Source organism: Rhizobium sp. 01N48 (assembly GCF_056399145.1).
Window position 1 is genome coordinate 277,293 of record NZ_JBFTQT010000006.1, and the last position, 14,269, is coordinate 291,561.

General features: G+C 63.6%; 12 protein-coding genes. 3 read left to right on the plus strand and 9 right to left on the minus strand.

What is annotated here, in order from left to right; translation table 11 throughout:
• Positions 1–52 precede the first annotated feature (52 nt).
• Together betC and AC1DOG_RS14600 are read right to left on the minus strand one after the other, a co-directional pair.
• On the minus strand, positions 53–1,567 hold the full coding sequence (betC, locus tag AC1DOG_RS14595; RefSeq protein ID WP_477928946.1) for a choline-sulfatase: 1,515 nt from the start codon (positions 1,565–1,567) through the stop codon (positions 53–55).
• A 23-nt stretch (positions 1,568–1,590) separates the two neighbouring features.
• The gene (locus tag AC1DOG_RS14600; RefSeq protein WP_477928948.1) at positions 1,591–2,541 is read right to left on the minus strand and encodes a choline ABC transporter substrate-binding protein; all 951 of its coding nucleotides are present in this window, start codon (positions 2,539–2,541) and stop codon (positions 1,591–1,593) included.
• Positions 2,542–2,640: 99 nt separating this feature from the next.
• On the opposite strand from AC1DOG_RS14600, the gene AC1DOG_RS14605 reads away from it, so the two are divergent.
• Entirely contained in the window at positions 2,641–3,540 is a 900-nt protein-coding gene (locus tag AC1DOG_RS14605; RefSeq protein ID WP_477928950.1) for a choline sulfate utilization transcriptional regulator, read from the plus strand.
• Between the two features lie 26 nt (positions 3,541–3,566).
• On the opposite strand, the gene otsA is transcribed toward AC1DOG_RS14605, so the two are convergent.
• The 5 genes from otsA to AC1DOG_RS14630 form a co-directional block, all read right to left on the minus strand.
• Positions 3,567–4,943, minus strand: a complete 1,377-nt coding sequence (otsA, locus tag AC1DOG_RS14610) for an alpha,alpha-trehalose-phosphate synthase (UDP-forming) (protein ID WP_477928952.1) — start codon at positions 4,941–4,943, stop codon at positions 3,567–3,569.
• A gap of 58 nt (positions 4,944–5,001) precedes the next feature.
• Complete coding sequence (gene otsB, locus AC1DOG_RS14615; RefSeq protein ID WP_477928954.1) at positions 5,002–5,799, minus strand: trehalose-phosphatase; 798 nt, start codon at positions 5,797–5,799, stop codon at positions 5,002–5,004.
• 90 nt (positions 5,800–5,889) lie between these two features.
• A complete protein-coding gene (locus AC1DOG_RS14620) occupies positions 5,890–7,419 on the minus strand; it encodes a S10 family peptidase (RefSeq protein ID WP_477928956.1) in 1,530 nt (509 codons plus the stop codon).
• Between the two features lie 82 nt (positions 7,420–7,501).
• The gene (locus AC1DOG_RS14625; protein ID WP_477928958.1) at positions 7,502–8,797 is read right to left on the minus strand and encodes a CynX/NimT family MFS transporter; all 1,296 of its coding nucleotides are present in this window, start codon (positions 8,795–8,797) and stop codon (positions 7,502–7,504) included.
• A complete protein-coding gene (locus tag AC1DOG_RS14630) occupies positions 8,794–9,471 on the minus strand; it encodes a FadR/GntR family transcriptional regulator (protein ID WP_477928960.1) in 678 nt (225 codons plus the stop codon). The genes AC1DOG_RS14625 and AC1DOG_RS14630 overlap by 4 nt, the downstream gene beginning before the upstream one ends.
• A gap of 850 nt (positions 9,472–10,321) precedes the next feature.
• Here AC1DOG_RS14630 and AC1DOG_RS14635 point away from each other — a divergent pair.
• Complete coding sequence (locus AC1DOG_RS14635; RefSeq protein ID WP_477928962.1) at positions 10,322–11,131, plus strand: class II glutamine amidotransferase; 810 nt, start codon at positions 10,322–10,324, stop codon at positions 11,129–11,131.
• Here AC1DOG_RS14635 and coaBC read toward each other — a convergent pair.
• Complete coding sequence (gene coaBC, locus AC1DOG_RS14640; protein WP_477928964.1) at positions 11,118–12,329, minus strand: bifunctional phosphopantothenoylcysteine decarboxylase/phosphopantothenate--cysteine ligase CoaBC; 1,212 nt, start codon at positions 12,327–12,329, stop codon at positions 11,118–11,120. The genes AC1DOG_RS14635 and coaBC overlap by 14 nt on opposite strands.
• Before the next feature lie 87 nt (positions 12,330–12,416).
• The gene (locus tag AC1DOG_RS14645; protein WP_477928966.1) at positions 12,417–13,340 is read right to left on the minus strand and encodes a DMT family transporter; all 924 of its coding nucleotides are present in this window, start codon (positions 13,338–13,340) and stop codon (positions 12,417–12,419) included.
• A 306-nt stretch (positions 13,341–13,646) separates the two neighbouring features.
• Between AC1DOG_RS14645 and AC1DOG_RS14650 the strand changes: the two genes are divergently transcribed.
• Positions 13,647–14,075, plus strand: coding sequence for a DUF2946 family protein (locus AC1DOG_RS14650; RefSeq protein WP_477928968.1), 429 nt, complete (start codon positions 13,647–13,649; stop codon positions 14,073–14,075).
• Positions 14,076–14,269: the final 194 nt, after the last annotated feature.

The following is a 14,269-nucleotide window of genomic DNA, read 5'->3' on the forward strand; positions in this document are numbered from 1 at the left end:
ATCTCCTTGTTTCGGTGGCGGAACTTAGCGATTTGCCACCGAAACGGCAATCTCACTCGCCGCGCGGATAGCGCTGGTTTTCTTCCAGCACGTTCAAATCCATGTGGTTGCGCATGTAGCGCTCCGAGGCGCGCTGCAGCGGCTGGTAGTCCCAGGGATAATAGGCGCCGTTGCGCAGCGCTTCGTAGACTACCCAGCGCCGCGCCTGGCTCTCGCGCACGGCGGCGTCGAAGCTCGCAAGGTTCCAGCGCTTCTCCGCCTGCGCGGTCAGATGCGCCAGCGTCTCGGCATAGGCGGGAAAGGTGGCGAGGTTCTTCAACTCTTTCGGATCCGCGTCGAGGTCGAAGAGCATCGGCGCGTCCTTCTCGCAGAGCGTCAGCTTGAACTTGCCGTCGCGAAGGCCGACCAGCGGCGCGATCGAGCCCTCGGCCGCATATTCCATCGGTACCGGCCCGCGTCCGCCGGTTCCCGTGGCAAGCGGCGTCAGATCCTCGCCGTCGGTCCAGGGCTTCAGCTTGGTGATGTCGATGCCCGCGAGCGAGGCCAGCGTCGGCGTCACATCAAGCGTCGAGACCGGCTGGCTGATCAGCTTCGGCTCCCAGCCGGGTGCCGATATGGCCAGCGGCACGCGTGCCGAGCCATCGAAGAAGCACATCTTGAACCAGAGGCCACGCTCGCCCAGCATGTCGCCATGGTCAGAGACGAAGAGGATGACGGTATCCTCGGCCATCCGCCCGCGCTCAAGAACGTCGATGAGCTCGCCGACCTTCTCGTCGATATAGGAGATATTGGCGAAATAGCCGCGCCGCGCGTTGCGCACCTGCTCGCGGGTGATCTCGAAGGCGTCGTAGTCGCAGGCCTTCAACAGCCGCTGCGAATGCTGGTCCTGCTCTTCGAAGGGGATCGTGCCGACTTCAGGGTCGAGATGAGGGCAATCCTCATAGAGATCCCAGAACTTGCGGCGCGCCACATAGGGGTCGTGCGGATGCGTGAAGCTGACCGTCAGGCACCAGGGGCGATCGTCCTGCCGGCGCGAAAGGTCGTAGAGCTTGCGGGTCGCGTTGTAGGCGACCTCGTCGTCATATTCCATCTGGTTGGTGATTTCGGCCACGCCCGCACCCGTCACCGAGCCGAGATTGTGGTACCACCAGTCGATGCGCTCGCCGGGCTTGGTATAGTCGGGCGTCCAGCCGAAATCGGCGGGATAGATATCGGTCGTCAGCCGCTCCTCGAAGCCGTGCAGCTGGTCGGGGCCGACGAAGTGCATCTTGCCAGAAAGTGCTGTGTGATAGCCGGCCGCGCGCAGGTGATGCGCGAAGGTCGGGATATCGGAGGCGAATTCGGCGGCGTTGTCGTAGACGCGGGTGCGGCTTGGCAGCTGGCCGGACATGAAGGAAGCCCGCGCCGGCGCGCAGAGCGGGCTTGCCGTATAGGTGTTGGCAAAGCGCACGGAGCGCTTCGCCAGGGCTTTCAGATGCGGCGCATGAAGAAACTCGGCCGGCCCGTCGGGAAACAGCGTCCCGTTATACTGGTCGACCATCAGGATGAGAAAATTCGGGCGCGACATGCTGTTCTAGTGTCCTTGAAGTATCAGAGGCCGAGGGAGGTCTTGACTGCATCCGCGGCGGGCTTGCCGTCAAACGTCGTGACGCCGGACAGCCATGGGTCGACAGCAGTCGGATTGGCCTTCAGCCATGCGGTCGCCGCGGCCTTCGGGTCCTCGCCGCCGAGGATCGAGCCCATCAGCACGTTTTCCATGCTGAGGTCGAACTTCAGGTTCTTCATGAACGCGGCCGCGTTCGGGCATTTCGCCGACCAACCGGTGCGCGCCAGCGTATAAATCTCGGCGCCGCCGAAGTTCGCGCCGAAATAGGCATCGCCGCCGGAGAGATAGGTGATCTGGAACTTCTCGTTCATCGGATGCGGCGCCCAGGCGAGGAACACGACAGCGCCCTTGTCCTTGGAGGCGCGCTCGACCTGCGCCAGCATTGCCTGCTCGCCGGATTCGACCAGCTTCCAGTCCTTGAGGCCGAAGTCGTTGGCATCGATCATCTTCTGGATATTGCCGTTGGCAGGCGCGCCCGGCTCGATGCCGTAGATCTGCTTGCCGAATTCGTCGCCATGCTTCTGCAGGTCGGCGAAATCCTTGATGCCCTTGTCGGCCACGTAGGTCGGCACGGCGAGCGTGAACTTCGCGCCCTCGAGGTTCTTGTTCATCACCTCTACAGCCTTTGCGGCGTTAAGGTCGTCGATGAAGGATTTCTGCGCCGGCATCCAGTTGCCGAGGAAGACGTCGATCTCGCCGTTCTTCATCGACTGGTAACCGATCGGCACCGAGAGCGTCTTGACGTCGGGCTCGTAGCCGAGCGCAGTCAGGATCACGGAGGTGACGCCATTGGTGGCGGTGATGTCGGTCCAACCCGGATCGGACATGCGGATCGTCTTGCACGAAGCGTCATCGGCGGCCGCGGCCGACCCAACGGCCAGAGCGGTAAGCACAACGCCGGCAGCAAGACGGCGGATCATGGAAACTGCTGTCATCTCATTTCCCCTTTTTTGTCATTTGATAGTTTTATTGAACAACACTAGCATCGTCCCTGTGAAGGCAGCTTTTTTCGATGGTTCCCAACAGGATTTTTTATGGCAGAGCGGCCGATCGATCTGGGGTGGATGCGCATTTTCGCGGAGATCGGCGGCGCCGGCAGCCTGTCGGCCGCAGCCGGCGCGCTCGGCCTCACCCAGCCCGCCGTCAGCTATCAGATCCGCAGGCTGGAAGAGCAGATCGGCGTGACGTTGCTCAAGCGCCAGCATCGCGGCGTCGAGCTCACACCCGAGGGACAGCGGCTCTTCGATCTGGTCGCAAGAAGCGTCGATGAGATCGACCAGCTGACGCGCAGGCTGCGCAGCGAAAAGGAACGCCCGTCGATCCGCCTGCATACGGACTACGCCTTTTCCGCGCTCTGGCTGATCCCGCGCATGCACGCGTTTCGGCTGGTCCATCCGGATACGGACATTCAGATCATCGCCACGCAGCGCATGGAGCGTCATCGTTCGGGCGAGGGCGACGTCTCCGTCGTCTTCGGCACCCGCGCCGAATTCGGCCGCGACGCGAAGCTTCTGCTGCCGGAAAAGGTGGCGCCCGTCTGCAGCCCCGGCTTCATCGAGCGCAATGGTCCGTTTGAGACGCCCGCCGATCTCGCCCGCAACAGGCTGATCCACCTCGACACGGCGGCACCATCGCCCTGGTTCGACTGGCGCAGCTATTTCGCCGAACTCGGCGTCGGGCGCGAAGCCTTTGCCGGGCAGGGCGATCTCAGTTTCAACACCTATTCGCTGGTGGTGCAGGCAGCGCTTGGCGAGCAGGGGCTGGCGCTCGGCTGGATGGGCCTGGTCGACACGCTGCTTTCGACCGGCATTCTCTCTCTCGCCGGCCCGACGCTGGAAGCGCCGGATCGCGGCTATTTTCTGCTGCAGCCGAAAGGCCGCACGCCCGGGAGCGACGAGCTCGGCGCCTGGATGCTGGCCGAAGCCGGTCTCTGACATTTCTATTTTCAAACGGCAGAAGGTCAGGCGGCCAGATCCTGCAGGAAGTCGTCGCACCAGCGTGAGACGTCGTGGACCATGAGATAGTCCATCATCCGCTGCCAGCGTTCCTTGCGCTCCTCGAGCGACATGTTCAGCGCCCGCGCTATCGCGTTGGCGGTCCCCTCGATGTCATAGGGGTTGACCAGAAGAGCGCCCTTCAGTTCGCGGGCGGCACCCGCAAAGCGCGATAGCACGAGAACGCCCGGATCCTCGGGATCCTGTGCCGCGACATATTCCTTGGCCACAAGGTTCATCCCGTCGCGCAGCGGCGTCACGAGGCCCACTCGCGCAAGCCGGTAAAGCCCGGCAAGGATGGGCCGGCTGAGCGAGCGGTTGATATAGCGGATCGGCACCCAGTCCACGGTGCCGAGCGCCCCGTTCACCCGACCCGCCTGTTCGGCCACGGTGCGCTGCATCTGCTCGTATTCGGGAACCTCCGAGCGCGATTTCGGCGTTACCTGCAGATAGGTCACGTTGCGCTGGTGGGCGGGGTTGTTTAGCACGAAGCGCTCGAAGGCGTCGATGCGCTGCGTCAGGCCCTTGGAGTAATCGAGCCGGTCGACGCCGATGATCAGGTCGCGGCCGATGATGCTCTCCTTCGCCTTGTGCACCATGGCGTGGCCGACGGCCTTCCGGGCGAATTTCGCGAAGGCCTCGGTCTCGATCCCGATGCCATAGGCGCCGCCCTTGAAGATCTTGTCGCCCGAGTTGAAGCGGCCGTCGCCTAGCGCGTCGCCCATCTCCTCGCGGCGCAGGCAGCCGGCGAAGTTCTCGAGATCGTGGTCGGTCTGGAAGCCGACGAGATCGTAGGCGGCAAGCCCGCGCATGATCTCTTCATGCACTGGCATGGTGAAAAGCACGTCCGCCGGCGGCCAGGGAATGTGGTGGAAGAAGCCGATGCGGTTCTTGATCCCCATCTGTCGGAGCTCGGCGGCAAGCGGGATCAGGTGGTAGTCGTGGATCCAGATCGTGTCGTCGGGCTCAAGCATCGGCGCCAGCCGGTGCGCGAAGAAGCGGTTGACGCGGAAATACCCCGTCATCTCCTTGCGGCCATATTCCGCCAGATCCAGCCGGTAGTGGCAGATCGGCCAGAGCACGCGGTTGGCGAAACCGAAGTAATACTCCTCGACATCCTTTTCGGTGAGGTCGGTCAGCGCATAGGTGATCCGGCCATCCTCGCTGATCTGCAACGGACCTGGCTCGGTGTCGCCGCTCGACTTGCCCGACCAGCCCATCCAGATGCCGCCGCGCTGCTGGAGCGCGGCCTGCAGGGCCACGGCAAGCCCGCCGGCCGCCGCTGCCGCTCCGCCCTTTTCGGGAACGGGCACACGGTTGGAAACGATGACAAGACGGCTCACGCAATATTCCTTTCAAAAACGGCAGTATGCAAAAATGGCAATCGATAGGTCGCGATCATCAAACGGCGAGATGCGCGATGAGTTCCCTGAGAGCGACCGCGGTCGGCAGCGTCAGCTGTGCGGCCGTGCCGGAGAGAGGTGCGCCGACGCGGATCGAATGCCCGCCCAGCCGGTTGGCGACATGGAACATCGCCTCGTCGGTGATATCGTCGCCAATGGCGATCGGTCGGCGGCCCGCGAACGGCGCTTCGGAGAGAAAGGTCTCCACCGCATGCCCCTTGTCGGCGCTGGCGGGGCGAATTTCGAGCACCATCTTGCCGCGCTGCAGCGTCCAACTCTCGCCGGCCTTGGCGAGAAACGTCTCCATCAGCGGCTCGAGCTCGGCCTGTCGCTGTGGCGCAAGCCGATAGTGGGCGGCAACCGCTGCCCCCTTGTCCTCGATCAGCACGCCATCGAAGCCTGACGTTTCCTTCCGCAGATCAGCCTTGAGTTTCTCGAATTCTGGCGTTGGCTCGGCCTGCTCGATCCGCCCGTCCGCGCGGCGCAGTTCCGCGCCATGCAGGCCCGCGATCGGAAAACTGTAGGGGGTAAAGAGCTTGTCCGCATAGGGCAGCGCCCGTCCCGTCACCAGCGCCACGGCGCCGCCGAGCTTGCGCGACAGCTGATCGAGTTGCTGCGGCAGGGCAGGGGGCACGACAATGCCATCGGGCGTGTCGGCGAGATCGATCAAGGTGCCGTCGATATCGAGAAACAGCGCCCAATCGGCGGCCGAGGAACGGAGCAGATTGAACAGAAACGAGGTCCCGGAAACCTGCTGCGGCTTCAGGGTTCGGGATGGCTGCGCTGGATAGGACATGTGGTCTAAATGTGGCAGCAAAGCCCGATGACAACCCCAAAAACTCATCGAGGCCGCTTGGCAGCCCCTCGCGTTGGCGTTCGTGGCCACTCAATCTCCCGGCATCGCAGGGGTATTGGCCGCATAAAAGGCCTTCGCGTCGCGGGTGAACAAAGCGCCCTGATCGCCGCGTGTGTAGAACATATGCCCACCCTGATAAACCTTTAGCCCGACCCGGTTCGCGGCAAGCGAAGCCGGGAGATGGTCGACGACATAGCGGCTGACGCCATAGGGCGTGACGAGATCGCTGTAGCCATGCGCGATCAGCAGCCGAAAGCTTGGAACGGCGGCGAGAAACTGCCTGATATCGCCGGTCACACTTGCCTGCAGGCGCGACCCGCCGCCGCGACGACCCCATTCCCACTGACGGTTTATGTCGCTGTCGAGCAGCGAGTAGGTCATCTCCGTCTTGAAGCCGAGCTCGTTGCGGGCGTAGTCGGCGAAAGCGCCGCCATAAGCGCGCGTAAAGCCGTCGAGAATGGCGTCATCCCCCCTTGCGTCAGCCGTCTCGGGAAAGGCATCGGGTGTAGTAAAGGCCGCGTCATAAGGGCTCGCGACCAGCCCGTCACTCTTGCCGATCTCCTTGGCGAAGGCGTTGCCGAGGAAGCCGCGGTTCTTCTCGACCACATCCTCTGGTATGCCCGTCATGGCAGAGAGCTTGGAATAAAACGCCTTTGCCGCATCGCCCGTGGGCGTCGCGCCCGCCAGCGTCGTCAGATAGTCGCCAAGCGCGAACCGCTCGGCCTCGCGCTGCTTCGTCTCGTCGAATGCCTTTTGCCGATCCATCTGAGCTGCCGCCAGCGACGGCAGTTCCAGCGCCGCGCCGAGCGCGAACTCGTCGGCCCCGAACATCAGCTGTCCCTCGAGGAGCGGCGACAGCATCACCGCGCCCGAGACGATGATGCCCTGCGTGTCCTTCAGCGCGCTCGCAACCTTCGCCGCCCGGAAACCACCATAGCTCTCGCCGAGCAGATATTTCGGCGAAGACGCCCGGTTGTTGTGCGTGACGTAAAGCGCGATCGCCTTGGCGACGCTTTCGGCATCGGCATTCACATTGTAGTATTTCGAGGCGTCGTCGGGCTTCACCGTCCGGCTCCAGCCGGTACCAACAGGGTCGATCAGCACGAGATCGGTGAAGTCGAGCCAGCTGTTCGGGTTGTCGACCAGCCTGGCTTCCGCGCCGTCATCGCCCTTCGGTCCGAAGTCGACGATGCGGGGACCAACGAGACCAAGATGCAGGAAGGCCGAGGCAGCGCCCGGGCCACCGTTGAAGGCGAAGGTCAGCGGCCGATTGGCCCCGCCATCCTTCTCGACATAAGCGGTATAGAAGATCGCCGCCGTCTGCGCACCATCCTGGCCGAACATGTCGAGCGTTCCGGCAGTCGCGGTATAGGAGAGCTTGCGGCCATCGAGAGTGATCTCATGCTCGGTAACGGAATCCGCCGGCAGCAGCTTCAGCACGCCCTCGCGCGATCCTGCGGATGGCCGCGCGGCGTCCTGCGCATAGGTCAGGGATGGGCCGAGTGCGGCGGTGAGCCCCGTGGCCAGGATGGTGGCCAGGACAATGGATCGAAAGCGCACGACTGTTCCTCCGCGGATGCCATCTTTGCGCGGAGCCTAGCATCGGCGCCGCCGCAAATGGCATCAACAGATGGTGAAGGCCTCAATCGGCGGTTTTCTCGACCGTCCGCGCGTTCACATGCAGCGCCCGTCCGGCGTTCCAGCCATTGATGGCGGCCCCCGCTCCGAGCGCCACGAACAGCACCGCGCACCACGCGAAGCTCCCGGTCCAGCCGCGGATCAGGCCAACGACGAGCGGCCCGATGGCGGCGAGCAGATAGCCGACGCATTGCGCCATGCCGGAAAGATGCGCCGCCACATGCGGATCGCGCGAGCGCAGCACGATCGTCGTCATCGCCGCCGCAATCAGTCCGCCCTGGCCGATCCCCTGAAGCACCGCCCAGAGCCAGACCGTCGAAAGCGGCGCAAAGAGCAGCCCCAGCAAAGCGACCACGGCGATGCCGCAAAGCGCCGCGTTGATCACCCGCTGATCCTTGCCGCGCACCGCGATCTGCGGCGCGACCAGGCAGGAGGCCGCCTGCACCATGACCGACACGGAAACGATCGCGCCGGCGGTGACGCCATCCATGCCGCGCTCGCGCAGGATCGGCACCAGCCAGCCGAATACGCAGTAGGCAAGCGCCGACTGCAGCCCCATGAAAAGTGTGACCTGCCATGCAAGCCTGTCCCGCCACAGCCCCTCGACGGAGAAGCCGCTGCGCTTCACCTGCGCTTTCGTCGACAGCACCTGCGGCAGCCAAATGAGGCCGACCACCAGGGCAGGCAGCGCCCAGATCGCCAGTGCCGCCGCCATCGAGCCGCCGAAGGCGCGCTCGAGCGGCAACGTAAATCCGGCAGCACCGGCCGCACCCGCGCAGAGCGCCATCGTGTAGAAGCCCGTCATCAAGGCCGCGCGATCAGCGAAATCGCGCTTCACCAGACCGGGCAGCAGAACATTGCCGACGGCAATGCAGGCGCCGGCAAGCGCCGAGCCGATAAACAGAAGCGGGATGGAGGAGAGACCGCGCAACGCCGTTCCGAGTGCCAGCAGCAAGAGCACGCCAAGCAGCGTCCGCTCGGCGCCGATACGTTGGGCTAGCTTCGGCGCCAGCGGCGAAAAGGCGCCAAGGCAGACGACCGGCAAGGTCGTGAGCAGGCTGGTGCCGAGCGCCGACAGGCCAAGCTCGCTGCGGATTTCGGGCAGCAGCGTCGACGCGCTGGAAAACAGCGGCCTCAGGTTGAACGCGATCAGCACAAGGCTGGCGCCGAGCATGAACCGCCCTGTCGCGCTCGTTCCCATCGGCGGCTGCGGTTGCGGCACGCTGTCTGCTTCCGCATCGATCAGCTGCTCCTTGGCGTGATCGTAGAGATGGGCGGCGTCTTGCGAAGGCGTGGTCATGAAAGGATCATCCGGTCGAGAGCTGTAATTACGGGAGCCATGAAGGCGCGTACCGCCGCACCCGCTTTCTCTGCGTCGCCGCTGGCGATCGCGTCGATGATGGCGGCGTGGGCCTGCATGTCGGGCTCGGGAATATCCTCGCCCAAAGTCGCCTCGATGGTCTCGGCGATCGAGGCGGAAAAGAAGTCGTAGATCTCGATCATCGCGCGGTTTTGGGATGCGGCGATCACAGCCTTGTGGAAGGCGAGGTCGCGCTCGATGAAGGCTATCTTGTCGCCACCCTCGAAATTGCCGCGGCTGGCAAGCAGCTTGCGCAGCGTCGTGATCGTCTGCGGTGTGTGGCGCAGCGCCGCCAGTCTGGCTGCCTCGACATCAAGCGCGCACCGCGCCTCGAAGAGATCGCGAAGCCCGGCGCGGCGCGCCATGGTCAGCGGCAATGCGCTGTCGGTGGTCGAAAGCACGTAAGTTCCCGACCCCTGCCGCGTATCGAGCAGGCCTTGCGAGACGAGCACACGCACGGCCTCGCGCACCGTGCCGCGGCTGACGGAGAGCATGGCGGACAGCGCCGCCTCGTTGGGCAGCTTGTCGCCAACGGCCCAGCGCTTGGCAAGGATCTCGGCGCGGATCGCCTCTGTCGCGGTTTCCGCGAGATTGGTTTTCGAAAGCGGCTGCATGGGCGCCTCATAAAGTCATCTGATGACTTTATGAATAGCGATGGAATTGCCTTTGGTCAATTAGCGATCTGAAACGGAAAAAGGGCCGCGCTAGCGACCCTTTCCATGAGTTTTGGCCTGTAAAACCGGCCGGACCGCTATGGCGATCCCAGGAAGGCGGGTTTCAGAGCGAGGGCTGCCTCGCCTTCATCACCACTTCCAAGCCCGTTACGAGGTCCGAAATCTCATTAGACATTGGATCACCTTCCTTTCGTTCTGTTTCCGATAGAAGAAAGGTAAGAGCATTTCAGCGGGATGCAAGGCCTAATTTGGTGGTAATGGAGATTGCAACCAAGGGATGATATTGCTTGCGGCGTGAGTGGCAAAGCAGCGTCCGCCGCGCCAGCCGGCGGGATCGGGGAAGATGGGCAACCTCGACCGCGGCGATCGGCCTCGCCCTCTCACAAGGAGGTGAGCTATGTGGTTTCCACTTAGCATCACGTTTAGGGTAAGAAAAACCCGGACCAGCTGGCTGCTAGAGGTCCGGGTTAGCTTCATAACCTAAGCAAGCGGGAGGCAGGTGCAAACCTGTCTCTCACTCCTCGTGAATATAAGCCATACCTCGGCTTTCATCAAGACATCGCGCGCAATGCTGGTGGTCCACGCCCGGTTCGCGCGGGCCGCCCACAACCACGTTCACAAAACAAAATGCTGCATTGCCGAAGTTGATCGCCGTCAATGTCAGAAAAACGTCATGTTCGGGTTGCAAGCCACATGCTTGTTTAGTTCTTATTAACCATCGGATTCGACAATCGTCGGTGCGTTTCAGCATTATCCCGCCACGATCAGGGCGGGTTGCGGAGTGAATAGCATGTGTCGCTGGGCAGCCTATCGCGGAGAACCCCTCTATCTGGAGGAGCTTGTCTCTTCGCCTGCGCACTCTCTGATCGAACAATCCCACTGCGCCACCCGCGCCAAGACGGCGACGAATGGAGACGGTTTCGGCATTGCCTGGTATGGCGACCACCCGGAGCCCGGCCGCTATCGCGACACGCTTCCTGCCTGGTCTGATTGCAACCTGAAAAGCATCGCGCGCCAGATCCGCTCGCCGCTGTTCCTGGCCCATGTCCGCGCCGCGACTGGCGGCGGCACGCGGCGCGACAACTGCCATCCCTTCGTTTTCGCCAACTGGTCCTTCATGCACAACGGCCAGATAGCGGGCTTCGAGCGCCTGCGCCGATCGATGGAGGCGATGCTCGACGACGATCTCTTCAACGCGCGCGGCGGCACCACCGATTCCGAGCTGATGTTTTTGCTCGCGCTCCAGTTCGGCCTGCGCCAGACGCCGATCGCCGCCATGTCGGAAATGATCCGCTTCGTCGAGGGCCTCTCGGAAAACATTCTCGGTTCAGCGCTGGTGCGCTACACCGCCGCCTTTTCCGATGGCAACGCGCTCTATGCCATCCGCTACGCCACCGATCGCAAGGCGCCCACGCTCTATGCGTCCCCGGTCGGCAAAGGCTATTGCCTAGTGTCCGAGCCGCTCAACGACGATGTCGATGCCTGGGCGGAAATTCCAGATGGCAGCGCCGTCACGCTGACCGATAGCGGCCTCGACGTCACGCCGTTCCAGCCGGTCGCGGCACCTGCCAAATCCGCTCCCGTCGCTATCCCCGCCTGAGCCTTTCGGCGATCAGCTCCGCAAGCTTCGTCGCGACATCCTCCTTGGCCATGTCGGGCCATCGATCGATGCCATCGCGCGTGACGATCTTCACGCGGTTGCGCACGCCGCCCATGATGCCGGTTGCCGGCGAGACGTCGTTGGCGACGATCATGTCGGCGCCCTTGCGCTCCAGCTTCGCCTTCGCATTGCTGTCGACATCCTGCGTCTCGGCGGCAAAGCCGACCACGAGTTTCGGCCGCAGCGTGTGATGCCCGATCGTCTTCAGGATGTCCGGGTTTTCTGTGAGAGCCAGCGTCGGAATGGATTCGCCGGGATGCTTCTTGATCTTCTGATCGGACGCGGATGCCACGCGCCAGTCGGCGACGGCCGCGACCATCACCGCAATATCGGCGGGCAGCGCGGTCAGCACCGCGTCACGCATCTCCTCGGCGCGCTCGACGTGGATGGTCTTCACACCATCGGGGTCGGCGATCGTCACCGGCCCCGAGACCAGCGTCACCTCCGCGCCAAGCCTTGCGAGCGCCGAAGCGATAGCGTGGCCCTGCCGGCCGGATGAGCGGTTGGCGATATAACGCACCGGATCGATCGGCTCATGCGTCGGACCCGATGTGACGATCGCCCTTCGCCCGGCAAGCGGCTTCGGGTTGGTGTCGAGCAATCGTTCCGCCGCGGCGACGATATCGAGCGGTTCCGCCATGCGGCCCACGCCCGCCTCGCGGCTTTCCGCCATTTCGCCGGCCATCGGCCCGATGAAATGGACGCCGTCGCCATGAAGCGTCGCGACGTTCCGTTTGGTTGCGGCGTTGCTCCACATATGCGGGTTCATCGCCGGCGCCAGAAGCACCGGCCGGTCGGTGGCGAGCAGCATCGTCGAGGCGAGATCATCGGCCAGCCCGTTCGCCATCTTCGCCATCAGGTCGGCGGTCACAGGCGCCACCAGCACGAGGTCGCAGTCGCGCGCCAGTCTTATATGGCCGACATCCTGCTCGTCCTGCCGTGAAAACAGATCGGTGAACACGTGGTCGGCGGCGAGCGCCCCGACGGCAAGCGGTGTCACGAACTGCTGCGCGCCCGCTGTCATCACCGGCCGAACCGCGGCGCCGCGCTCGCGAAGGCGCCGGATCAGGTCGAGGCTCTTATAGGCCGCGATGCCACCGGAGATGATGAGGAGGATGCGTTTGCCGCTGAGAACCATGCCTTCTATCCAACCTGGAATTGACTAGCAGAACCCTAAGCCTTTGGCGGATAATAAGCAATCGGCGCGAGCAGTTCGCTCTGTCGCTCACGCGTGCTGCTGCTGCCTGACATGGCTGAAGATCGCGATCGCCATGCCGACGCCCGCCAGCTGCAGCAGCGAGCCGCCGGCCTCGGCAAGCGTCGGAAGCCGCTGTTCGAAGACGAAGCCGAAGATCAGGCCGAACACCGTTTCGGCGACGATCAACTGGGCGGCGAGCGCAAGCGGCAGCCTCTTCGAGGCGATCATCCATAAAAGCGTGGCGAGCCAAGCGCCGGCAAGCCCCATGATCAGCGACCACAAAAGGAAGCGCATGAGGTCGATGTCCGTAAAGACGATCGGCGTGTTCAGGGATGTCAGCGGGATCAGCACAAGGCTGCCGAGCCCGGCGCCGATGCCCTGCAGGCCCGTCCATTGCAGAATGTCGGGTGCGTCGGGCGATTGCATGGTGGCGGTGCTGGCAAGCCCATAGACGACCCAGAGAACGAGCCCGATCGCCGCGGATGCGATGCCGTAGGCGATCATCATCCTGTCGCCCGTTGGCGTCGATGCGAAGACGGCGATGTTCACCCAGGCGATCCCGGCCGCGATCAGCATCAGCGGCAACGCAAGCAGGCGCCACGAGACGGAACGGTCGCGGAAGTTGGCGATCATCGCCAGGATCACGGGCATCGTCCCGATCACCAGCGGCGGAATGGCGGCGCCGGCGAACCGGACGGCATAGGCGACGCTGATGAAATAGCCGACATAGCCGATACCGCCGAGCAGCAGCGCGGTGATCATCGGCTTGAGCTTGATGCCACGCGGCCGGAAGCGCGGGTGAACCATCAGCACCACGCTGGTCAACGCGAACAGCCCATATCGCGCCACGGTCAGGTCGAGCGTCGTGAACGGCGCGATGGCGCGCGGCACGACAAAGGTCAGCCCCCACAAGGCGCAGGTGGCGATGCCGCAGAGAATGCCGAACAGCATGGAGGTCTCCGGAACGGATAGAGCCGCAGGAAATGGGAAGGAATCGGGATAGGCGAAGAGCTGGAAATGCCACTATGCCTGATATCGCACGGGTGCAAGTGTCCACCAACGACATGGCGCAGGCGGGAAGGGGACAGATCACGATCGCAAATCGTCCGTGAATGATCGGGTCGTGAGGTGGCCAAAGGTCGCATCCCCTGACGTCAATCGCCTAAGTTGATGATTAGATGGAAAGAATGCAGCTTTGGCGTCGCCAGCTGGCAGCGTGACATTGTCCGCGCGCTGTGGCATGCAGCGGATATGGGGATGATCAGGACAGTGTTGGGGGACAGGGCATCGGCAAGCGCCATCACGCTGCTCGTCGCCCTCCTGCTGCTGATCCAGGGCCTGTTGTCGGGCCAGGCGCAGGGATCGATGGCGACCTCCGCCATGGATCCCCTGCAGTCGATCTGCTCCATGGCAGGCGAAAGCGTCATCGACCACGTCGATCATGCCGAAAACACCAGCGACGGCACATCGCATGATCGATCGCATGGCAAGGCCGCCGATTGCCCCTGCTGCACGCTTTGCCGCCTCGCTGCCCACGCAATGCCGGCCATCCTCGGTGCTGACACCGCGATCCTCCACGTCGATGCCGTCGGCACAGCCGCGATCGTCTTCACCGCAGACGCCGCCATTGCGCCCACCCTGCGTGGCCGGATCGGCCAACCGCGCGCGCCACCACAAATCTCCTGACGTCCGACTGCAGGCGCTGTCAGTGCCGGCCTCAATGTTCATCATCAGGAGGTGGCATGAAAGAGGCCGCGCCCGTTGAGAGAACGGATCAGTGAGATGCAGGTAATGATCGAGGGACAGTCACACTTCCAGCCTTTCGGCTTATCCTGTTGGGGTTTCGCAGATCTCAACAAGGGAGTTGGAAGCATGACTGC

What these genes read in the sequence shown, in the direction of transcription:
- betC (WP_477928946.1), bottom strand. Translation starts at nt 1,567, where the DNA reads ATGTCGCGCCCGAATTTTCTCATCCTGATGGTCGACCAGTATAACGGG.
- AC1DOG_RS14600 (WP_477928948.1), bottom strand. Translation starts at nt 2,541, where the DNA reads ATGACAGCAGTTTCCATGATCCGCCGTCTTGCTGCCGGCGTTGTGCTT.
- AC1DOG_RS14605 (WP_477928950.1), top strand. Translation starts at nt 2,641, where the DNA reads ATGGCAGAGCGGCCGATCGATCTGGGGTGGATGCGCATTTTCGCGGAG.
- otsB (WP_477928954.1), bottom strand. Translation starts at nt 5,799, where the DNA reads ATGTCCTATCCAGCGCAGCCATCCCGAACCCTGAAGCCGCAGCAGGTT.
- AC1DOG_RS14625 (WP_477928958.1), bottom strand. Translation starts at nt 8,797, where the DNA reads ATGACCACGCCTTCGCAAGACGCCGCCCATCTCTACGATCACGCCAAG.
- AC1DOG_RS14630 (WP_477928960.1), bottom strand. Translation starts at nt 9,471, where the DNA reads ATGCAGCCGCTTTCGAAAACCAATCTCGCGGAAACCGCGACAGAGGCG.
- AC1DOG_RS14635 (WP_477928962.1), top strand. Translation starts at nt 10,322, where the DNA reads ATGTGTCGCTGGGCAGCCTATCGCGGAGAACCCCTCTATCTGGAGGAG.
- coaBC (WP_477928964.1), bottom strand. Translation starts at nt 12,329, where the DNA reads ATGGTTCTCAGCGGCAAACGCATCCTCCTCATCATCTCCGGTGGCATC.
- AC1DOG_RS14645 (WP_477928966.1), bottom strand. Translation starts at nt 13,340, where the DNA reads ATGCTGTTCGGCATTCTCTGCGGCATCGCCACCTGCGCCTTGTGGGGG.
- AC1DOG_RS14650 (WP_477928968.1), top strand. Translation starts at nt 13,647, where the DNA reads ATGATCAGGACAGTGTTGGGGGACAGGGCATCGGCAAGCGCCATCACG.